This is a genomic window from Shewanella ulleungensis, assembly GCF_014648315.1.
Taxonomy (GTDB): domain Bacteria; phylum Pseudomonadota; class Gammaproteobacteria; order Enterobacterales; family Shewanellaceae; genus Shewanella; species Shewanella ulleungensis.
On sequence record NZ_BMQW01000006.1, the window covers coordinates 65,045 to 87,602 of the forward strand.

Consider the following 22,558-nt stretch of genomic DNA (forward strand, 5'->3'; position numbering starts at 1 on the left):
GATAAAAGAGGTTTCATGACAGATTCGACTGTATATCCAATTGGCACACCGGGACAAAAATGGACCGATGCTGATAAAGCGCAATGGTTAGCACAAGTTACCATCAAACGTTCATATCAAGATGAAGTGGTCAGTAAATTAATCCCACTTGCAAGCGAGTTTGAGCAAGTGCAATACGGCGCGTTATCTTATGACGCTGACAAGTATCCGTTATTTGGTTTTAAATCGCCTAACTGGGACAGTAACAAAAAGACCATTTTAGTGACGGGTGGCGTACACGGTTACGAAACCAGTGGTGTACATGGCGCAATCCAATTTTTAGCCACTAAAGCGAAACTATACAGTCAGTATTTTAATATTGCTGTTGCGCCCTGTGTGAGTCCATGGGGTTATGAAACGATTAACCGTTGGAACCCAAGAGCGATAGACCCTAATCGCTCTTTTTACGCCAATAGCCCTGCCGAAGAGTCGGCGGCATTAATGGCGTTTGTTGCCACATTAGGTGAGGTGTATGCTCATATTGATTTACATGAAACGACAGACACTGATGAGTTAGAGTTCAGGCCGTTATTGTCCGCTCGTGATGGCGTGGAATACGAAAAGGGTATTATTCCTGACGGTTTTTATTTGGTTGGCGACAGTGATAATCCAACGCCTGAGTTTCAAAAAGCCATTATCGATCGTGTGGCAAAAGTGACTCATATTGCACCAGATGACAATGGCCAACTTATTGAAGTACCGATTGAGCAGTTTGGGGTGATTAATTATCCGGTTAAAAAGCTTAGCTTGTGTGCTGGCATCACTGTAAATCATTTCAATACCACCACTGAAGTGTACCCAGACAGCCCACATGTAACGACTCAACAATGTAACGATGCGCAAGTTGCAGCAATTACTGGCGGCCTAGATTACATTGTAGACTATTTGCAGGGGTAAACCTTAGATTCGATATAGGCTGCCTAGCGGCTTAGTCTTTTTGCTGGTCTTAATCGCAAAGTGAAATCGTCTTTGCACTGTACTCATCATTACAGTGCGGAGACTGTTTTTGTGAATGACTGTTTAGGTTGATAAATAGACCAATAATCCTTACAATGTCGCGCTTTATATCTACCCCTTCGGCGATGCCGTATATCAGTTTAAATCTCATTATTATTAGGCTTGGCATTTGATAAAGCATTTGTTTAAGAACTGACTTGAGTCACACAGATGTCAACTCGAGCCATTAAGCTATAATATGATACTGGTTTAAACACACAACACGATTTGGAATTTCATTTTGATTACAACAGCTAACATCACAATGCAGTTTGGCGCTAAGCCACTGTTTGAAAATATCTCAGTCAAATTTGGTGGCGGTAATCGCTACGGTTTAATTGGCGCGAATGGTTGTGGTAAATCCACCTTTATGAAAATCCTTGCCGGTGATTTAGAGCCTTCGAGCGGTAACGTGTCTTTAGACGTTAACGAGCGCATGGGTAAATTAAACCAGGACCAGTTTGCATACGAAGCCTTTTCTGTCGTAGACACTGTGATCATGGGACACCGCGAATTATGGAAAGTAAAGCAAGAGCGTGATCGTATCTACTCACTGCCTGAAATGACCGAAGAAGACGGCATTAAAGTGGCAGATCTTGAGATGGAATTTGCTGAAATGGACGGTTACACCGCTGAATCTCGCGCGGGTGACTTACTATTAGGTGTAGGTATTGGTACCGAGCAGCACTTTGGTTTAATGAGTGAAATCGCACCAGGTTTTAAACTACGTGTATTGTTGGCTCAAGCGCTGTTTTCTGACCCAGATTTATTGTTACTTGACGAACCAACCAACAACTTGGACATCGATACTATTCGTTGGTTGCAAGATATGTTGAACCAACGTAACAGCACCATGATCATCATTTCGCATGACCGTTATTTCTTAAACTCAGTGTGTACGCACATGGCTGACTTAGATTATGGTGAACTGCGCGTATTCCCAGGTAACTACGACGAATACATGATGGCAGCACAACAATCACGTGAACGTTTAATGAGCGACAATGCCAAGAAGAAAGCACAAATCGCTGAGTTGCAAACCTTCGTAGCGCGTTTCTCGGCTAACGCATCTAAAGCAAAACAAGCCACATCACGTGCAAAACAGATTGATAAAATTAAGCTTGATGATATCAAAGCATCTAGCCGTGTTAACCCGTTTATCCGTTTTGAACAAGAAAAGAAATTGTTCCGCAACGCATTGGTAGTTGAAAATCTAGCCAAGGGTTACGACACACCTTTATTCAGCAAATTTGACCTTATGGTTGAAGTGGGCGAGCGCATTGCGATTTTAGGACAAAACGGTGTGGGTAAAACCACCTTGCTACGTACTTTAGTACATGACATTCCACAGGATGAAGGCACCATTCATTGGTCTGAAAATAATAACATTGGTTATTATGCTCAGGATCATGAATCAGATTTTGCTAACGACATGACCTTGTTCGAGTGGATGAGCCAATGGCGTAAAGAAAACGATGACGATCAATCAGTTCGTGGTATTTTAGGCCGTATGCTGTTTGGTGCAGACGACATTAAAAAGTCGGTTAAAGTGTTGTCGGGTGGTGAAAAGGGCCGTATGTACTTCGGTAAACTTATCATGCAAAAGCCAAACATTTTATTACTCGATGAACCAACCAACCACATGGATATGGAGTCGATTGAGTCATTAAACAACGCCCTAGAGAAATACGAAGGGACGTTAATGTTCGTATCGCATGACCGTGCATTTGTATCGTCATTGGCAACTCGTATCCTTGAAGTTAGGCCACAAGGCATTAATGACTTTAAAGGCACTTACGATGAGTTCCTCGCAAGTAAAGGCATTGAAGGTTAAGTTGATTGGGCTTCGCCCCAGTTAATCATTAACTCACTAAAAGCCCTGAATATATGTTCAGGGCTTTTTTGTTTTTATATTATTGATTTAGCAATATACTCAAATGAAATGATTACAGGCAGACAAATATATGAGCATTACCCTCGAACAAGCATCTAGTACCTTGAATGAACTCAAATGTCGTACTAATTTTAATATTAAGAATGTCACCGAATACATGCTACCTGAGCTTAAAGAGCCAGTTTATGTACATGTTGAAGGTAAAATCCCGTTACTCATAATCCGTCCGGCATTTGAAGTTTTTTCAACAGAGCTTGCCACCATTGACGGCGTGCACGCTAAATACGATTATTATCACAATGCGCAAATGACACGCTTTCCGACAAGGCAATACAAAGGCTTAAATGAAACCCATTACGGATTAGCCTTTAGATTCGATAATGTTGAAGCCATCAAACTGTTTATTAATCGGTTAATTGAAATCGTAAAAGGATAAGTAGGAGAACACCACGCCATGACAGAACAATTTAATATCAATCAGTTTAATTGTTCCATTAGCGGTAAAGGCCAAAGCTTAGTGTGGGCCCACGGTTTATGCGGCTGTATGCAAAGTGAAGATGCAATTGGCGTGTATGCATGGCATCGATTTCCTAAAAAGCTCCAACTTATTCGTTACGACGCCATCGGCCATGGTTTATCAACCCAAGGCGAGTCAGTTGATGACTATCGTTGGCCAAACCTAGCCAAAGATATGTTACGGGTCGCTGAGTATTATCGTGCGGCTACACCGCTTATTTTAGGTGGACAATCTATGGGTTGTGCGACCAGTTTGTATGCGGCATTAATGTATCCTGAAAGAGTAAAAGGCTTGATTTTAATGACACCACCCATAGGTTGGCAGGCTAGGGCCAACCAAGTCGATTATTATCATAAAATAGCCAAAGCAGCACGGATATTGGGTGGTAAAGGCCTTGCAAAAATGAATGCCAAGCATTTAGACAAAATGCTCCCAAGTTGGTTAATCGATGCTCACAAACACAGCGTGTTAGGCATGCTGGACGGTTTAAAGTCGATGAAACGTCAAACATTACACCAGCTATTTACCGCTGCTGCAGATAATGATTTACCGACTATAGAACAACTTACCAGTATTGATGTTCCGACACTCATTCTGGCTTGGGAAGGCGATGATGCTCATCCAGTCGAAAGTGCAATCACATTACAAAAAACACTGCCTCACGCCACATTACATATTGCTAGTTCAATGGACGATGTTAATGATTGGCCAGCATTAATCAGCGAGTTTTGCCTTGCATTAAATCAATCGCACACCAATACCCCATAGTAGGTAGGTCATTAACAATTAGAACGGCATAAACTAATTTAGCTGTGAGCTAAGTCTGAGTTTTGCTTACTGAGTAATACAGCAGTTTAAATGTCGTCTAAAGTATCACCCAATGATATGTTTTATTAATCGCAAAGGAATGTTTATGAATTGGCAGTGGATAAGTAACCTTAAAATATCACGTAAGCTTGCTTTGTTAGTATTGCCACCGCTACTCACCAGCATTTTGTTTGGCGGCATGTATGTCAGCAATGAGTATCGCACTCAGCAGCAACTCCAGTTAGTGATAGAGTTGTCTAATGTTGCCATTATCAACAGCGCGCTTGTGCATGAGCTGCAAAAAGAACGTGGCATGAGTGCAGGTTATATTGGGTCAAAAGGGCAATCATTTAAAGACGATTTACCCGTGCAACGTGGTCAAACCGACAATCAAATTAGCCGCTTTAAACAATTTGCTCAGCAAGACGATTTTCCTATTCAATTGCAATCTACTTATGATCAAGTCACCTCTTCATTACTTCAACTAAAAACAATGCGTGATAAGGTGAGTAATCTTGCTGTTACCGTGCCTGAGCAAGTTAGCTATTACACCCAAATGAATACTTTATTGTTGTCGATGGTAGATGAAGCGGCAAACCAAAGTCTAGACAGCGAGCTGTCAATGAGGCTTAAAGCTTTTGCAGCTTACTTGCAGCTAAAAGAGCGTGCAGGCATTGAACGAGCAGTATTGAGTACCACTTTTGGCCACAGCGAGTTTGCTCCAGGTTTGTTCCGCAAGTTTGTAACCTTAGTTGCAGAGCAACAAACATATGCAGAACGTTTTATTGCTGCGGCTCACACAAACAATATTAATTTATTTAAACAAGCACAACAAAGCTCAGCCATGACAGATGTTCAAGCTTTACGTGAAGTGGCATTTGCTCAAGATGCTACGGCAATGTTGGCGCAAAGTCCTGAGGAGTGGTTTAAAACATCAACAACACGCATTGCAATTCTTACAGAGCTTGAAAAACAATTTGGTAATGATTTAATTCAACTCAGCCAGGATAAGTTAGCTAAAGCATCGCAACATATGTACTCCACCGCGTTGTTATTACTGTTAGCTTTAGTGTTTGTTATTATTATGAGCCTGAGCGTGTCGGCATACTTACATCGCAGCTTAAATGTATTGCACAAACAAATGCTCCATGCCGGAACACAATATGATTTAACCACTCGTTTACCTCATCAATCTGAAGACGAATTTGGCCAAATTTCAATCGCGTTTAATCAAATGATGGCCGAGTTTGAAGACATCATTACCCAGGTGCGTGTCAATGCGGTTAATTTGGTTAATGCTGTTGAAAAAATGAATGGTTATACACGTTCAATGCAAATCGATGTGCTACAAGGTTCATCAGAAGCAGAGCAGGTCGCTTCTGCCATGACACAAATGAGTGCAACAGTGCATGAAATTGCTGCCAATGCTGTTCAAGCATCAGATGCGTCAGCAAAAGCGAACTTAGAAGCCAAAAGTGGTGAAAGTGACGTTAGTAAAACCGGTGATGCTATTCAATTGCTAGCCAATGAAATAGCAGATGCTGCACAAGCGATTGGTCGTTTAGATGTTGATGTTCAAAGTATTGTGACCATTCTTGATGTGATTAGCTCCATTGCTGAACAAACCAATTTATTAGCACTTAATGCGGCAATTGAAGCTGCTAGAGCTGGCGATCAAGGTCGAGGCTTTGCCGTTGTTGCTGATGAGGTTCGCACGCTTGCGCAGCGCTCACAAAGCTCTACTGAAGATATTAAAAGCATGACCGAACGATTAAAGTCTGGCGCTACAACAGCAGTTAAAGCCATGAAACGAGGTCAAGAACAAGCACAGCTCAGTGTTGAAGAGTCTAAGCATGCTGGCAGCGAACTGAAGCTCATTGCTGAACATGTAGGCGTCATTGACAGTATGAATGAACAAATTGCCGCTTCGACACATGAGCAGTCAGCCGTGGCTGAGGAAGTGAATCGCAATGCGATGAAAATTACTGAAATTTACCACCATACTCAAGAAATATCGCAACAACTTGCAGAGCTAAACGACAGCTTACTCAATGATGCTAACAATATGTCACAGCAAGTGAGCAAGTTTACCTTATCAACAAGCTGAGACAACAAGCGAAAAACCTAGAACGCTACGCGGCTAGAGGCTATAAAAAGCTTGAGCAACTAACCAGCAGGTTTTACTTGGCTACGGATTAAATGACTATTCGCTGTTATAGCTGCGCAGCGATCTAGCAGGACGAAGTCCGTTCTAGCTTCTAGGATCGTCATCACCCTTTATCGCCTGTTTACTTCCACTACTCCGTCGTTCCGGCAATGCTATTGAGCCGGAATCCAGGTGTTGGCTTTTATGCTTTAAAGTTTTTAAGCAAGGTCAAAAGAAACACCTGGATCCCTGATAACAGATCTCAGGGATGACGTGCAGGTGTGGCCAAATGACACATTTGCTAATCCGTACTCAGATTAAGCCCACTACTTCGCCTTTTGCTCATTCGAATTCAGATTACGCCAACTACTTCGCCTTTTGCTCATTCGAATTCAAACAACGCTCACTACTCCGTCGTTCCGGCAATGCTATTGGGCCGGAATCCAGGTGTTGGCTTTTATGCTTTAAAGATTCAATGCCCAAGCAAAGTCGAAAGAAACACCTGGATCCCTGATAACAGCTCTCAGGGATGACGTGCCGGTGGGGCCAAATGACACATTTGCTAATCCGTACTCAGATTAAGCCCACTACTTCGCCTTTTGCTCATTCGAATTCAGATTACGCCAACTACTTCGCCTTTTACTCATTTGAATTCAGATTAAGCCTATTACTTCGCCTTTTGCTCATTCGAATTCAAACAACGCTCACTACTCCGTCGTTCCGGCAATGCTATTGGGCCGGAATCCAGGTGTTGGCTTTTATGCTTTAAAGATTCAATGCCCAAGCAAGGTCAAAAGAAACACCAGGATCCCTGATAACAGATCTCAGGGATGACGTGCCGGTGGGGCCAAATGACACATTTGCTAATCGGTACTCAGATTAAGCCCATTACTTCGCCTTTTGCTCATTCGAATTCAAACAACGCTCACTACTCCGTCGTTCCGGCAATGCTATTGGGCCGGAATCCAGGTGTTGGCTTTTATGCTTTAAAGATTCAATGCCCAAGCAAAGTCAAAAGAAACACCTGGATCCCCGATTAAAGCATTCGAGGATGACGTGCTAGAACCTAGAACCTAGAACCTAGAACCTAGAACCTAGAACCTAGAACCTAGAACCTTGAGTCTGCAAGCGAAGCATTTCGTAAACCGTTATCAGTCTACGCTTTAGTACAATGCTGCAATAAATTGACAAAAAACTCGCTGCCTTTGCGTTCAGCAAAAGCAATATTACGCTCAGGGATTGATTCGGGGTCTGTGTAGTTTGCCAGCGCAATTTCCATGCTAGCTTCGCGAATGATGTGCAAGGTTGGGTAGGGAGCTCGATTGGTAAAGTTAGCGGCGCTATCCTGGGGTTCGCCTTCAAAGCAATAGTCTGGATGAAACGTTGCCAGTTGATACACACCTTCATAATCGTGCTCAACTAATAAGTCGGTGGCATCGTCTACCAGATCTAAATAGGCATAAAACCCCTCGAAGCCGCGCGGTAAAATGAACAAGGTCGTTTCAGTTTCTGGGTGGTCATCAAGGTATTGGCATTCGGTTGCTAGTGCTTTCAATACTGCTTTTACTTTGGTTTGTTCAATGGCCACATAGCGAATACTGGCACGTTCAACCTCTCTACGAGCAAACGGACAAATATTGTATTTCATGATGACATCAACAACCCACTTTTCTGTGTGAGCCAGGCATTCATGGTGTTCCATTAATTAACCTTTTCGTTATACTGGTGATGAAGCGGGTAACACCATAGGAATAATTGATGCGACCAATAGCAATGCCATCGAAATATTAAAAATACGCTGTTGGCGTTCATTTTTTAATAAACGTTTAAGTGCGACGCCAAAACTTAACCAAACAATAGCACAGGGGAATGCGACACATAAAAACACGCTGGCGATGGTAATCACCTGGCTATTTAACTCCTGTTGCACCGAAGTAAAAGTCGCTATTGCGCCCACGGCCATAATCCAGCCTTTAGGGTTTACCCATTGAAATGCGGCAGCTTGTATAAAGCTAAACGGTTTACTGACTTGTTTGCCTTCCATTTTGCTACTGCTATTAGCAATTAACCACGACAAATAGAGTAGGTAAGTAATACCAACTACTTTGATTACCGTATGAATAATCGGATAAGCCTGAAATATTGCGCTTAAGCCTAATCCGACGGCTAAAATCATAGTTGGAAAGCCCAAGCTTATGCCTAGCAAGTGCGGAATACTGCGTTTAATGCCAAAGTTTACCCCAGATGTCATCAACATAATGTTGTTAGGACCTGGGGTTATTCCAGCAGAAAAAGCAAACAATGCAATGGCGAACACTAACTCCATGAATGGGTCTCTTAAGCTAAGGTTTTGAGAAGCAGAATTTTAGGGGAATTTTTCTACCGAGCATAATGATATTTTTACAAATGAGTAAATTATTTACTCATAAATCAGTGAAACTGCTGAACATTGAGAACAGCAGTCGCCACAATGGTTAGCAACTCACATCGACTTCATAAGATGAAAACTTACGAATGTTAATCACGCCAGTATCAAAAATCAGGTATTGACCCTTAATACCTTGCAATATCCCGCTTACCTCAGCAATTTTATCAAAGTTATGTGATTTTACTTTGGTCGGAAATTCAGTAATAGGGTAGCTAATCGCTTGAATCTTGGCATCTAAACGTTCTATGACAATATCTTCATGCTCTTTGGCAAGTGCTTGCAGTTTATCTTCAATTAACGGAATAAGTTGCGCAGCCTGATCAACCAGATCGATGTCGTCATTATGACCTTTAAGCATGGCTTGCCAATGGGTTTTGTCGTTAATAAATTTGGCAAGTTCAATTTCAATTAACCCAGACATTTTACGCGTTGACACTTTAAAAATAGGTAAGCCTTGAGTGGCACCCTGGTCAATCCAGCGCGTAGGGATTTGCGTGTGCCGAGTAATGCCGACTTTAATACCAGAAGTATTAGATAAATAAACATAATGTGGCACAAAACAGTTTGACATTGCCCATTCTGGCTCACGACACGTACCCTGATCAAAGTGACAGGTTTCTGGTTTCATTATGCACATGTCACAACTGGCTAACTTTGTCATACACACATAGCAATGGCCTTGCGAGTAACTCTTTTTGGTTTTTTTACCGCAGCTGCTGCAAAAAACATTACCTGTGTGAGTCATGGTAAGCGTTTTACCAATGAGTGGGTTTAGCGCTAAGCGCTCCTCACCGACAGGTAAATGATATTCCACCTCATTGTTGTCATTGAGGTGGGTTTTCAGTTTTGATAGCGTTCCAAACATGGTGAATCCATTTTATCGTCTTTATTTGCTCGCAGTTTAGCAGATGATGAAAATGGAATTTAGCGTTAATTTAGCTAACAGGGTTCATGTACTGTTAATCAGTTAGTTTTTAAGCTGACTGGCTTAATTTATCTAATACCACATCATCTCCCATTTCATACAACGAGATGGCAATCATCTCTTCTTGAGCTGCATCAGTAAGCCCGAGCTCCATTGTGGCTCTAAATAAGGCAATCCCAGTATGGCTTGCCGTTTCATACTGGCTACTAAATCTTTCTATATTAATACCTAATGCATTCATTTTATTAGATATATGCAAAACAATACCCGGGCGATCATAAGCTACAAGGTTGTAACGGAGTTGTTTGATGGGCTTCGCACTCAAACTGGTTTTGGAAAAGGTCATGGTGAGGCCATCAATGCATTCAAGTGCATCAACCAGCTCATCCCATTTCAGTGCCGGCACTTCTAATTGTAATATTGCGGCAAAAACGCCATCAATATGGCGCATTTCAGAATCCAACCAGTTACCATTATGTCGGCTAACCACATTGGCGATTTGTTCTACTAATCCTTTTCTATCAGGTGCTTGCAAAGTGATAAGGTAACGCATCATACGATATTTCTCCTATATACATTGGCTGTAACACAACTGTCATCTTTACGTCATATAATCGCAGCCACTTAAGATTGTGTTATGGCTTTACTGCTGTTTTACGACGATTTAATTATGCATCTAATGGTGTTGAGTAATTAATAATGATATGGCTTTGCGTCGCAATATTCGTTGTTAATTTACTGAATAAAGTTAACCATTTAGTCATAAATATTTATTGTTAGCACAGTAAACTGCACAATCAAAGCGCTAATTATGGCATCGATTAATTATTAGAGGTTCTTAATGGAAAGTCAGGTAAATCAACCTGGTTCTGCTGAAAAAAGTTTACTAGCGGGTAAACAAGCATCACGCAGAGCATTTAAGGATAAAGCAGCAGAGTTTGGGATAACAGTCGGCGGCACTATGGTGTTTGTGGCTCTGTTATTAATATTTTTCTACTTGCTGTATGTCATCAAGCCTATTTTTGATGGGGCACATATAGAACCTGTGACCAGTGTGAGCTATCAACATGCTGATGCCAAAACGTTAATGATTGGCAGTGATGAGCAAAACGAAGTGTTATATCGCGTCACGCAATTAGGTACGGTTGATTTTTATTCTTCGTTAACCGGACAATTAATTTCATCGTTTACCCCTAAGTTACCAGACGGCGCAACGGTGACAAGTAGTGCTAAATCGAGTCCAAGCGAACAACGTTTTGCGTTAGGTTTAAGCAATGGCCAAGTTATCGTTGTCGGAATCGACTTTACGGTGACCTACCCAGACAATCAGCGTCAAATTACGCCTAAATTAACTTATCCAATCGGTGATGAGCCGTTAACCATCAACGAAGATGGCGCCGTATATAACCTAGTGTTCGACTACAGCGGTAGCCGTATGAGCTTTGCTTACCAAGATGCCAATGGTGCCTGGAAGCTAAATCGCCAAGAAGGCGAAGAAAACATGATGACCGAAGAAGTTGAATGGTCTTCTATCGAAGTGTTTGTTGAAGATGCGCCTAAGCAAGTGGTGTCAGCGTTAATGACCCCCGATCATCGCCAATTAATTTTAAGCACCACTGACAAGTTATTTGTGTACAACACTCGCGATGCTGACGAGGTCGAATTACTGCAAGTGCTGGATGTTAAAAAGGGTGAAGCCAAAATTAAGCAAGTAAACTTACTTGCGGGTGCTAGCTCAATTATGATCAGCTACGACAGTGGTGTGATCAGCCAGTACTTTCAGGTGAATGGCGATAAAGGCCGTTTGTACCAACAAATTCGTGAGTTTGACGATGTTGCGCCAGTGAACGCCATGGCCACTGAGTTTTATCGTAAAAGTTTTGCAGTGTTGAGTTCAGAAGGGGAGTTAACCTTACTGTACACTACTAGCCAACGTAACTTGTTTGATGAAAAGTACAGCTTACCTAACCCAGGTTTAATGGCGTTTAGCCCGCGTTCAAATGCTTTGGTGATTGAAGCGGATAACAAGCTCAATCTGTTTTCGGTTGAAAACGACCATCCAGAAGTATCGTGGAGCGCCTTGTGGCAAAAAGTGTGGTACGAAGGTTATCCTGAGCCGCAATATGTTTGGCAGTCAACGTCTGGTTCAGACGATTTTGAAGCTAAGTTAAGTTTAATGCCATTAGCATTTGGTACTATGAAAGCGGCATTTTATGCCATGCTGTTTGCGGTACCTCTTGCGGTTGCAGGAGCCATTTATACGGCTTACTTCATGACACCTAAAGTGCGTAATGTGGTTAAACCGACCATTGAAATTATGGAAGCGTTACCTACGGTTATTCTGGGTTTCTTAGCGGGTTTATGGTTAGCGCCACTCATTGAAGATCACTTGCCCGGCATTGTGGTGTTACTGATGTTGTTGCCAATATCGATATTAACCACTGCATTTGCATGGAGCAAAATGCCAGAAACCTGGAAGCACCGCTTACCAGAAACCTATCAAGAACTGATGTTGCTACCAGTGATTATTTTCGTTGGTTGGTTCTCGTTCACCATTAGTCCAGTAATTGAAGTGGCATTGTTTGACGGTAACACACGTCAATTTATCACTAACGATCTAGGCATTACCTTCGACCAACGTAACGCGTTTGTGGTAGGTATTGCGATGGGCTTTGCGGTTATCCCAACCATTTTCTCTATCGCCGAAGATGCCATTTTCTCAGTACCGCGTCACTTATCAAACGGCAGTTTGGCATTAGGTGCTACTAACTGGCAAACTTTGACCCGTGTCGTGTTGCTAACCGCAAGTCCAGGTATTTTCTCTGCCATTATGATGGGGCTTGGCCGCGCCGTAGGTGAAACCATGATTGTATTAATGGCCACCGGTAACACAGCGATTCTCGAGTGGAGTGTGTTTGAGGGTATGCGTACCTTGGCAGCTAACATTGCGGTAGAAATGCCAGAGTCAGCCATTGGCAGTTCGCACTATCGAGTGTTGTTCTTAGCCGCCTTTGTACTGTTTATATTTACCTTCTTCTTCAACACCATTGCAGAAGTCGTACGTCAGCGTTTACGCGACCGTTATAGCTCACTGTAGGGAAAGATGATGACTCATATATTGATTATTTCGCCAATCGCCTTGAGAGGTTTGTGCAATGGGTAAGTGGTTTAAATCAGGTTCACCTTGGATTTGGATGACAGGTGGTGCCGTAAGTATCAGTTTAATTGCCGTTTTAGGCTTATTACTGTTAATCGCATGGCGTGGCTTAAGTTACTTTTGGCCAGCTGACATTTATGAATGGCAACTAGAAGATAACAACGGGGTAAAAAGCACGTTAATTGGTGAAATTTACGACCGTGAAGAAGTGCCAACAGAGCGTTTAATCTCTGCCGGTCATAAGTTCACAGAACATCCTGGTGAATTTGTGACACGTTACTTGGTTAAAACCGGTAACCGTGAGTTTGTTGGCTTAGATTTTCGTTGGATTTTAGCCACAGATATCGTTAGCCGCACAACGCCAGCTGACGTTGCAAAACTAGAGCGTACCAAAAACGGTAACTTCTATGGCTACCCAATTGCTGTGATTGAAGACGGAAAACGCTTAGAGTTAAACAGTGAAGCTGATATTGAAGCCTCTCTATTTAGCCATATAGATCGAGCCGTTGATATTTCTGATCAGGCGTTAAGCCTACAAAAGTCAGATATTGGTTCAATTAACTATCAAATTGAACGTCTTCGCTTAAAGCAGCGTGGTTATGAGCTTGATGGTGAATTAACGGACAAGCGCAAAGCTGATATTAAGGCACAAATCGAGCAGTTAAACCAAGACTACCTCGTGCTTGAAAAAGATTTATTTGCACTGCGTGATCAAGCCGCTCGTGACTCAGTTGTTGTGCGCGATATGCGCGGTGAAGAAGTGATACTCAAGCTAGACTCTATTTTAGATGTTAGCTACGTAAACCACATGAACGTGCTGCAAAAAGTCGGTCATTGGTTTGCCGGTATAGGTCGCTTTATTAACGACGACCCGCGAGAAGCCAATACTGAGGGGGGAGTATTTCCAGCCATTTTCGGTACCGTGTTTATGGTGATGTTAATGGCTGTTATTGTGACGCCATTTGGTGTTATCGCAGCGATTTACTTGCACGAATACGCTAAGAAAGGCCCGATTACTAAGATGATCCGCATTGCTGTGATTAACTTAGCTGGTGTGCCGTCAATTGTTTATGGTGTGTTTGGTTTAGGCTTCTTTGTATACATGATGGGCGGATCAATTGACCAATTGTTTTTCCCTGAAGCATTACCTGCACCGACATTTGGCTCACCAGGTGTGATTTGGTCTGCGCTTACATTGGCTATTTTAACTTTACCGGTTGTGATTGTATCGACAGAGGAAGGCTTAAGCCGTATCCCAAGTGCAGTTCGCCAGGGCAGCTTGGCATTAGGAGCAACTAAAGCAGAAACCTTATGGCGCATTGTTATTCCAATGGCAAGCCCAGCCATTATGACAGGTTTGATTTTAGCGGTAGCGCGTGCGGCTGGTGAAGTTGCACCGTTGATGTTAGTGGGTGTGGTAAAATTAGCGCCAACTTTACCCATAGACATGAACTTCCCGTTTGTGCATTTAGAACGTAAGTTTATGCACTTAGGCTTCCATATTTACGATGTTGGCTTCCAAAGCCCTAACGTTGAAGCTGCGCGCCCATTGGTGTACGCAACATCGTTCTTATTAGTATCAGTAATTGTTGCACTTAACTTAACCGCGATTAGCGTGCGCAACCATTTACGTGAAAAATTCCGTTCGCTAGAACACTAATTAGCGATATCCTGAAGGAAAGAAAAAAATGATTTCTATTGATAGTTCAGCAATGCAAACAGAAGCAGTTGATTTAGTTAACTTACCCGCGCAGGATACCGCACTTGAGATCCGTAACCTTGATTTACGTTACGGTGATAAACAAGCGTTGTTTGATGTGTCGATGAAGATCCCTAAAAAACAAGTTACGGCGTTCATTGGCCCAAGTGGTTGTGGTAAATCAACCTTGTTACGTTGTATTAACCGCATGAACGACTTAGTTGATAGTTGTAAAATCGACGGTGAAATCTTGCTTCATGGGCAAAATATCTATGACAAAAAAGTGGATGTCGCGTCATTGCGCCGTAACGTCGGTATGGTGTTTCAGCGTCCTAACCCATTCCCTAAGTCAATCTACGAAAACGTGGTTTATGGCTTACGCTTGCAAGGGTTAAATAACCGCCGTGAATTAGATGAAGCAGCAGAACGCTCACTGCGTGGCGCTGCGATTTGGGATGAAGTAAAAGACCGTCTACATGACAACGCCTTTGGCTTGTCGGGTGGTCAGCAACAGCGTTTAGTGATCGCACGTGCTATTGCCATTGAGCCAGAAGTTTTATTGCTCGATGAACCGACATCGGCGTTGGATCCTATTTCAACCTTAACCATTGAAGAATTAATCACCGAACTTAAACAGCAGTACACTGTGGTGATTGTAACGCATAACATGCAGCAGGCTGCGCGTGTATCGGATCAAACGGCGTTTATGTACATGGGTGAACTGGTTGAATACGCAGACACGAACACGATTTTTACTACCCCTAAAAAGCGTAAAACAGAAGATTATATTACCGGTCGTTACGGTTAATCTCTCATTACATCGCTTTTAATAAACAGATAAAATTTAGGTGGGTATTATGGAAAAAATGAATTTAAGTAAACATATCTCTGGCCAGTTTAATGCTGAACTTGAAGATATTCGTAATCGCGTATTGGCTATGGGCGGTTTAGTTGAACGTCAGCTCGAGCAAGCACTTGATGCGTTAACAACATTAGATGCCGAACTGGCACAAAAAGTGATTGAAGGCGATCACCGAGTGAATGGCATGGAAGTGTCAATTGATGAAGAGTGCACGCGTATTATTGCCAAACGTCAGCCGGCCGCCAGTGACTTACGCATGATCATTGCTATTTCAAAAACCATCGCTGATTTAGAGCGCATTGGTGATGCTTGTGTGCGTATTGCTAAAGCTGCGCTTGAAAAACGTGTCAACACGCAACAGCCATTATTAGTGAGCATTGAAAGCATGGGCCGTCATGCAACACGCATGTTGCACTCAACCCTAGATGCACTAGCGCGTATGGATGCAGAACAAGCTCTTGAGCTTCACAAAGAAGATGCTAAGTTAGACAAAGAATACGAAGGTATTATTCGTCAATTAATGACCTACATGATGGAAGACCCGCGTTCAATTCCGGGAGTGTTAGACGTGTTATGGGCAGCGCGTGCAGTAGAGCGTGTTGGCGACCGTTGTAAAAACATCTGCGAATATGTGATTTATTATGTAAAAGGTAAAGATGTTCGCCATACTTCGTATGAAGATATGGAAAAAGATCTGTAACTTTTCAATAATAATACTCAAGTGTCTCACGAGCTTAATCGTGCTGCCATGAGTGTTGTTATGTATGGTAAAGCCCCTTAATTGGGGCTTTTTTATACCTGTTAAAAGTGACTCCGCACGTATTATCTACACTGGATCCCTTTTCACCTTATGGTAACGGCAATCTAAACAAGGTTGTTGACTGCTTTTAATTCATGAGTCGTAATCATGTGGACATAATGACAGTGTTGATAATATGCACTGGTTCAAATTGTCCCAAAAATTTTGTAAATCAGTTTTTTATTTTGAAGTAGATCTCACTTTTGATGTGGCATTGTAATTGCTATGTTTAAGTATCTATTACCTTCGGCAAGATTTATGAGATGCGAAATCAATCGTTACGACAACGTCAATAAGATTTCAGGTGAGTTCAGTGGTGCATTTGCAGACTTAGGCACCTTCCTTCCTCTAGTGTTAGGGTTAATTGCTCTTAATCACTTTTCTCCTCAAGGGATATTCTTAGGTTTCGGCTTGTTTGCATTATTTACAGCGCTTTATTATCGAAGACCTATGCCAGTACAACCTATGAAGGTGATTAGTGCGTTAGTCATTGCAGAAGGAATGTCACTCGGAATGCTCCAAGCGTCGGCGATATTAATGGGAATTATTTTGCTGATATTAGCTTACAGCGGCATTATTCAATGGATGGCTAAGCAGTTATCGCCAGCAATTAGTATTGGTATCCAGTTAGCAATAGGACTTCAGCTTATTTGGCTCGGTGGCGTTATGATGAGCGAAACTTGGTTTATTGGTTTACTTGCATTCGGGTTATTGTTCGCTAGTCGTTATATGCCAATGCAATACTTGGTCATGCCGTTAGTGATTATTTTGGGTATTACTTGGCAATATACCAGTGGTACAACGCCTAGCTTTAACTTTACCCAAGCTAGTGCATGGCAATTAAGTTGGCCTAGTATCGATGAATGGGGCTCAGCGGCAATACTATTAGTATTACCGCAGTTAGCCCTGACACTAACTAATGCCGTCATTGCCGTATCGGCAATGGCCAAAGATAAGTTTCCTGAAGACGCAGCTAAGTTTGAACCACAACAATTTGCTAAAAGTTCTGGTTGGGCTAACTTATTGTTAGCTCCCTTTGGGGCTGCAGCCATGTGTCATGGCGCGGGAGGGCTTGCCGTGCAACATCACTTTGGTGCTCGGACATGGTTAGCTCCCACTATATTTGGCAGTACATGTATACTCATTGCTATTTTTTGGGGCCAAGGCATTGCCGGTGCGCTTTCATTAATTCCTCTTGCTATTTTAGGCAGTCTACTTGCAATAGCTGGTACGCAATTAGCGTGGTCAAAACGCTTTATAGATGGTAAGCCTTTTTGTATTTTTGTTATTTTTTCAACTGCAACAACATGCTTATTAATTAATACAGCAGCAGGCTTAGCCATTGGAGTGTTATTAGAGTTAGGCCGTTATCAATGGTTGAATGTCGCTAAAATGAATAAGTAATTCATTCTGTTTGCCGCTTTTTGGCCAGAGATCAGCAAGCCTTTTAATAGGTTCTAATCGATTCAAAATCGTTAACAGTTTCTAGGGGCTGTTGTTCTTTGCTGGTTAAATTTTGTTCGAGTTAAAAACGTTTTAATCGAGGCGAATGGATTGATGCCTAGCCATCTAGGCAACTCTTTATTTGCAAAGACTCATTCAACAAAGAGTAAAACGTTTTTGGCCGAACCCTTCGGGCAGCGTTTGTTGGCCATTTTTACTGCGTTATCGACTTTTTATGTAGAATAACTACACCTCAAAGTCTCTGCCGCGCAGTTATATATGTGAGTAAAGACCAACAATTCGCTGCAAAAATAACCTTGAAAGATCAACAGACTCTAGACAGTGAACAGATTTGAAGTGACTAATCAACAAACTGTGTTAACATTTTTATCCTGTTCTTCCTGCTTTTATGTGATAAATGAAAAATACCCTTGCCCGTGGTTTAATGAATTTATTGCCTATGGTGTTATCCATATGGCTTTTTTGGTCGCTATTTATATCGCTTGATGGTTTAGGTAAGTTATTACTTGAACTCGTGGGTATAACGCCTGTGTTTGTGGGGGCAGGTTTTTGCTTAGTCGCCAGCTTGGTGTTTGTCGCCGGTTTGCTTTTTTCAGTTAGTCCTATCGCATGGGTTTATGGCTGGATAGAACGCCAGTTGATGAAGTTTCCGCTGTTTAAATCGGTTTATGGCAGCATTCGAGATATTGCCAGTTTAATGAATCGAGATGGCCAACCTAAAACCCAAAAAACCGTGTTAGTTAAACAAGCTAATGGAAGTTATGTCGTTGGTTTTATCATGAGTGAGACCGCGCCACAACCACTGGCTGATGCATTGCCTGAAGGTGAGTGGGTGCCAGTATTATTTCAATTAAGCTATCAAATCGCTGGCGTGACCAGTTTAGTAAAACGTGAAGACTTAATTAGTGTTGATTGGTCATTTGAAGATGCCATGCGTTTTAATCTCACCGCTGGGATTAGCAATACTAAAGCAGAATAATATCAATGGCCTGATTCGTCATCATTGTTACCATGTACTCAATATTGTCCTCAAAAGTGTTAAAGCAAAGGTTTCATGCCTATTTGGCAATGAAACCTTGGTTTATGTCATTTTAATAGTCGTATACGTTTGGTGATAAGTGCCGATGAATCGTTAGCATTTGCTTATGGTTTACGGATCAGAGCACACACCATGACAGGTGTAGAATTAACCGATAAAAATCCAGAACAAGGCTTTTTATCGTGTTGAAGTATATCTAGAACATGGCGGCCAGCAATATGACGTAACGGCTTACACTCGTGAGCGGATTATTGCCGACATTATCAGTCAGTATGAACGTTACTTACATTACCTTTATTTATCGAATTCAGCTCCTGTAGCAAAATGATTGTAAAATAACAGCGTATAAACAATTGCCCCAAGCGATAACAGTGATTATCCTTGGGGTAATTTTTTTGTATTAAGTGATGCATCATGTCAACCAATCAAAACTCAAGTAAATTAGATAAAGTCTTAGCAGAAGCCAGAGACTACAAAGCCTCCCGAGAAAAGGGTTACCGCGAACAAGCGCTGAAACTCTATCCATGGGTTTGTGGTCGCTGTACACGTGAATTCACTCATAAAAATCTCTCAGAATTAACCGTTCATCACCGCGATCATAATCACGATAATAATCCTTCTGATGGCACCAACTGGGAATTATTGTGTCTGTACTGTCACGACAATGAACATTCTCGCTTTGAAGAACTCATCCGTTACGGCAGCACTAAAGAAGCCAAACAAGAAGCCGCCACGTTCAATCCATTTGCTGATTTAAAAGCCATGATGAAAAAGTAGAGGCATAGCCGTCGTTGCAGCGATGCTAATTACGTAGTCGTTACGGCAATGCTTCCTATTACGTCGTTACAGCAATGCTAATGATTTAGTCGTTCCAGCAATGCTTCCTACTACGTCGTTCCAGCAATGCTTTTTAGCCGGAATCCAGGTGTTAGCTTTTTTGCTTTTACACAAGGTCAAAAGAAACACCTGGATCCCTGATACAAGCATTCAGGGATGACGTGCGGGTAGGGACAAACTCCGTCGTTTGTTCATTCGTATTCAAATGACGCCACTACTACGTCGTTTACTTATACGTATCCAAATAACACCAACAGCTACGTCATTGCGGCAATGCTTCCTACTACGTCGTTCCGGCAATGCTTTTGAGCCGGAATCCAGGTGTTAGCTTTTTTGCTTTTGCACAAGGTCAAAAGAAACACCTGGATCCCTGATACAAGCATTCAGGGATGACGTGCGTGTAGGGACAAACTTAGTCGTTTGCTCATTCGTATTCAAATGATGCCACAACTTTCTGGTTTACTTATACGTATCCAAATAACACCAACAGCTACGTCATTGCTGCATGCTTCCTACTACGTCGTTCCGGCAATGCTTTTGAGCCGGAATCCAGGTGTTATCTTTTTTTACACAAGGTCAAAAGAAACACCTGGATCCCTGATACAAGCATTCAGGGATGACGTGCGAGTGGGGCAACACCTGGATCCCTGATACAAGCACTCTGGGGTGACGTGTGAGTAGGGACAAACTTAGTCGTTTGTTCATTCGTATCCAGATGACGTCCACTATTACGTCGTTCCGGCAATGCTTTTGAGCCGGAATCCAGGTGTTAGCTTTTATGCTTTTACACAAGGTCAAAAGAAAACACCTGGATCCCTGATACAGGCACTCAGGGATGACGTGTGGGTAGGGCAACACCTGGCTCCCTGATACAAGCATTCAGGGATGACGTGCGGGTAGGGCAACACCTGGATCCCTGATACAAGCATTCAGGGATTACGTACGGGTGGGGACAACGCTTAACACCTAGTACCTAGGATCTAAAATCAGTAAGCGAAGCGTTCCGTCAACCGTTATCAGCATTACCTAATACCAAGAATCTAGGATCTAAAATTAGTAAGCTAAGCGTTCCGTCAACCGTTATCAGCATTACCTTAGACCGCTTGCTTGTTATAGCTTTAAGCGTTTTTCTGCTTTAAGCCATTGGGCGCGTGATAGGGTTTTGTTATTACGGTCACCTAAAAACAATTGTTTTCTCTCGGCGAGTTTGTCTAAAATCTGTTGTTTTTGCGGATCTGTCGCTTGTGACCAAATGACAATTTCGTCGATGTGACGAAAGCAGCCCATACAATAATCGTCAGCATTTAAGCCACAACGGGCGACACAAGGCGAGTGCATAGTTTACAATTCCGGTTTGGGTTATCTGAACCCGCATCCTACCATTTCAATCAGCTGAGGTTAACTGTAAGCATCAATATGTCTTCAATCGATTATCAACACACCTTTACAGCACTTGATGCATTGCTTGGACGCTTGGCGCCCTTGTGGCAACTGGTGGCTTTTGAGTGTGACCACTTACCTTGGCAAGCTTCATTTCCTAATCTAGCACAAATTGTGTGGCAATTAGACGATGCTGAAATCGATGCGATTGATGCTGATCAGCAGTTACTTGTCGACACACTACTCCCAAGCTTGATAAGCGACATAAATCAAAGTCAACATCAGCATGCAGCAGAAACAATTGAACAGTTAAGCTTGTTAGTCTTCACTTTGCCTACAAGCACCATTAATACCCTAAACAAGCAAGCAGCATCAACAGCCGAACAGCAATCTGATTTAGCGCATTTCAGCGCTCATATTAAAGGTCGAAAGTGGCAACAAATTAATGCATTTGCTGAGCAAATTGACCCGCAATATCAGCCAGAATTAACTCGGTTACCGATATTAGAATGGTGTGCTGGTAAAGGGCACTTAGGACGATTGGTAGCTAAGCAACAGCAAATTGAAGTCACGAGTCTCGAATGGCAAGCTAATTTATGTCAACAAGGTCAGGAGTTTGCAAAACAATGGCAGTTGTCGCAGCGGTTTATCTGTGCCGATGCATTTGCGCCGCTTAACCCTAATGACACGATACTTTATCCGCAGCAACATGCTATTGCGCTGCATGCTTGTGGTGATTTGCATGTACGTTTATTAAACCTTGCAACTCAGGCCAATACTCAGGCGATTTCGATTTCACCTTGTTGTTACCATTTAATCCAAGACACACATTATCAACCACTTTCAACTCAAGCCAAAGCCAGCAAAATAAAGCTTTCCAGGCATGATCTACAACTGCCATTGCAGCAAAGCGTCATTGCCAGTCCCAAGCAACAATCATTGCGCTTACAAGAAGTGTCGTGGCGCTTAGGGTTCGACAGCCTCCAGCGTCAGGTACGATCTATTGATGCTTATTTACCTGTTCCAACGGTTAAACAGAGCCAACTCAGTGGCAGTTTTAGCGATTTTTGCCTCTGGGCTGCAAATTACAAGAAGTTAGTACTCCCTAACGACATCGATTTCGATGTATTTTTACAGCGTGGAATAGCACGACAACGGTTAACAAAGCGCATAGACTTAGTCGCGCATTTATTTCGTCGAGCTCTAGAAGCGTGGTTATTGCTCGACCGAGTATGTTTTTTGCAACAACATGGATATGAGGTTTCACTGAGTGAATTTTGTGCAAACAGTGTTACACCACGAAATGCCTTTATCCAGGCAATTAAAACAACAGCTTAAGTTGGTTAATATGTATTTTTACAACTAAGCCTTTGTTTAAGCTATTTTATTTAACGTAACTCTGTAATAATCAAGGCGCTAGTTAATCAACAGCCTTCACAAAGCCGTAAAAAAAACATCAAAGAAGCCGAGTTAGCTGCGGTTTTTGATTGAATATTTAAGCCATTCTTGTTCAAATGGCGGGTTAATAATGAATAACAATTATTCTAGTGGCTTTGGGCTTGCTAGAGC

Annotated in this window: 18 protein-coding genes; 13 read left to right on the plus strand and 5 right to left on the minus strand. The window is 42.3% G+C overall.

The features are described 5' to 3' along the window. Positions 1-15 precede the first annotated feature (15 nt). The 5 genes from IEY40_RS12535 to IEY40_RS12555 all read left to right on the plus strand — a co-directional run bounded on the left by IEY40_RS12535 (position 16) and on the right by IEY40_RS12555 (position 6,360). Positions 16-936: a M14 family metallopeptidase gene (locus IEY40_RS12535; RefSeq protein WP_188956679.1), complete on the plus strand. Its 921-nt coding sequence runs from the start codon at positions 16-18 to the stop codon at positions 934-936. A gap of 340 nt (positions 937-1,276) precedes the next feature. Next, positions 1,277-2,869: an ABC-F family ATPase gene (locus IEY40_RS12540; protein ID WP_188956680.1), complete on the plus strand. Its 1,593-nt coding sequence runs from the start codon at positions 1,277-1,279 to the stop codon at positions 2,867-2,869. A 130-nt stretch (positions 2,870-2,999) separates the two neighbouring features. Next, positions 3,000-3,365: a hypothetical protein gene (locus IEY40_RS12545; protein WP_188956682.1), complete on the plus strand. Its 366-nt coding sequence runs from the start codon at positions 3,000-3,002 to the stop codon at positions 3,363-3,365. An 18-nt stretch (positions 3,366-3,383) separates the two neighbouring features. Further along, a complete protein-coding gene (locus IEY40_RS12550; protein ID WP_188956684.1) occupies positions 3,384-4,214 on the plus strand; it encodes an alpha/beta fold hydrolase in 831 nt (276 codons plus the stop codon). Between the two features lie 145 nt (positions 4,215-4,359). Beyond that, positions 4,360-6,360 carry a methyl-accepting chemotaxis protein gene (locus IEY40_RS12555; protein ID WP_188956686.1) on the plus strand — a complete coding sequence of 667 codons (2,001 nt, stop codon included), beginning with the start codon at positions 4,360-4,362 and terminating at the stop codon, positions 6,358-6,360. A gap of 1,195 nt (positions 6,361-7,555) precedes the next feature. Here IEY40_RS12555 and IEY40_RS12560 read toward each other — a convergent pair. From IEY40_RS12560 to IEY40_RS12575, 4 genes are all read right to left on the minus strand, one after another. Then, positions 7,556-8,101 (minus strand): DUF1415 domain-containing protein, encoded by a 546-nt coding sequence (locus IEY40_RS12560; RefSeq protein WP_188956688.1) that lies wholly within the window; start codon positions 8,099-8,101, stop codon positions 7,556-7,558. Between the two features lie 15 nt (positions 8,102-8,116). Next, positions 8,117-8,725, minus strand: a complete 609-nt coding sequence (locus IEY40_RS12565; protein WP_188956689.1) for a LysE family translocator — start codon at positions 8,723-8,725, stop codon at positions 8,117-8,119. Between the two features lie 148 nt (positions 8,726-8,873). Continuing rightward, entirely contained in the window at positions 8,874-9,692 is an 819-nt protein-coding gene (locus tag IEY40_RS12570) for a DUF2797 domain-containing protein (RefSeq protein WP_188956691.1), read from the minus strand. Between the two features lie 109 nt (positions 9,693-9,801). Next, on the minus strand, positions 9,802-10,308 hold the full coding sequence (locus IEY40_RS12575) for a glycine cleavage system transcriptional repressor (protein WP_188956694.1): 507 nt from the start codon (positions 10,306-10,308) through the stop codon (positions 9,802-9,804). Positions 10,309-10,593: 285 nt separating this feature from the next. Here IEY40_RS12575 and IEY40_RS12580 point away from each other — a divergent pair, with 285 nt between their 5' ends. The 7 genes from IEY40_RS12580 (at position 10,594) to IEY40_RS12610 (ending at position 19,549) form a co-directional block, all read left to right on the plus strand. After that, positions 10,594-12,849: an ABC transporter permease subunit gene (locus IEY40_RS12580; RefSeq protein WP_188956696.1), complete on the plus strand. Its 2,256-nt coding sequence runs from the start codon at positions 10,594-10,596 to the stop codon at positions 12,847-12,849. Between the two features lie 58 nt (positions 12,850-12,907). Further along, positions 12,908-14,569 carry a phosphate ABC transporter permease PstA gene (pstA, locus tag IEY40_RS12585; protein ID WP_188956698.1) on the plus strand — a complete coding sequence of 554 codons (1,662 nt, stop codon included), beginning with the start codon at positions 12,908-12,910 and terminating at the stop codon, positions 14,567-14,569. A gap of 28 nt (positions 14,570-14,597) precedes the next feature. Next, a complete protein-coding gene (gene pstB / locus IEY40_RS12590) occupies positions 14,598-15,416 on the plus strand; it encodes a phosphate ABC transporter ATP-binding protein PstB (protein ID WP_188956699.1) in 819 nt (272 codons plus the stop codon). Positions 15,417-15,465: 49 nt separating this feature from the next. Further along, positions 15,466-16,170: a phosphate signaling complex protein PhoU gene (phoU, locus tag IEY40_RS12595; protein WP_188956701.1), complete on the plus strand. Its 705-nt coding sequence runs from the start codon at positions 15,466-15,468 to the stop codon at positions 16,168-16,170. Between the two features lie 357 nt (positions 16,171-16,527). Further along, positions 16,528-17,673, plus strand: coding sequence for a putative sulfate/molybdate transporter (locus tag IEY40_RS12600; RefSeq protein ID WP_188956703.1), 1,146 nt, complete (start codon positions 16,528-16,530; stop codon positions 17,671-17,673). 457 nt (positions 17,674-18,130) lie between these two features. Continuing rightward, complete coding sequence (locus IEY40_RS12605; protein ID WP_188956704.1) at positions 18,131-18,712, plus strand: DUF502 domain-containing protein; 582 nt, start codon at positions 18,131-18,133, stop codon at positions 18,710-18,712. Between the two features lie 474 nt (positions 18,713-19,186). Continuing rightward, the gene (locus tag IEY40_RS12610; protein ID WP_188956705.1) at positions 19,187-19,549 is read left to right on the plus strand and encodes a YajD family HNH nuclease; all 363 of its coding nucleotides are present in this window, start codon (positions 19,187-19,189) and stop codon (positions 19,547-19,549) included. 1,170 nt (positions 19,550-20,719) lie between these two features. Here IEY40_RS12610 and IEY40_RS12615 read toward each other — a convergent pair. Next, positions 20,720-20,947, minus strand: a complete 228-nt coding sequence (locus IEY40_RS12615) for a DUF1289 domain-containing protein (protein ID WP_188956707.1) — start codon at positions 20,945-20,947, stop codon at positions 20,720-20,722. Between the two features lie 78 nt (positions 20,948-21,025). On the opposite strand from IEY40_RS12615, the gene IEY40_RS12620 reads away from it, so the two are divergent. After that, positions 21,026-22,327, plus strand: a complete 1,302-nt coding sequence (locus IEY40_RS12620) for a methyltransferase (RefSeq protein WP_188956709.1) — start codon at positions 21,026-21,028, stop codon at positions 22,325-22,327. The last annotated feature ends 231 nt before the right edge of the window (positions 22,328-22,558 follow it).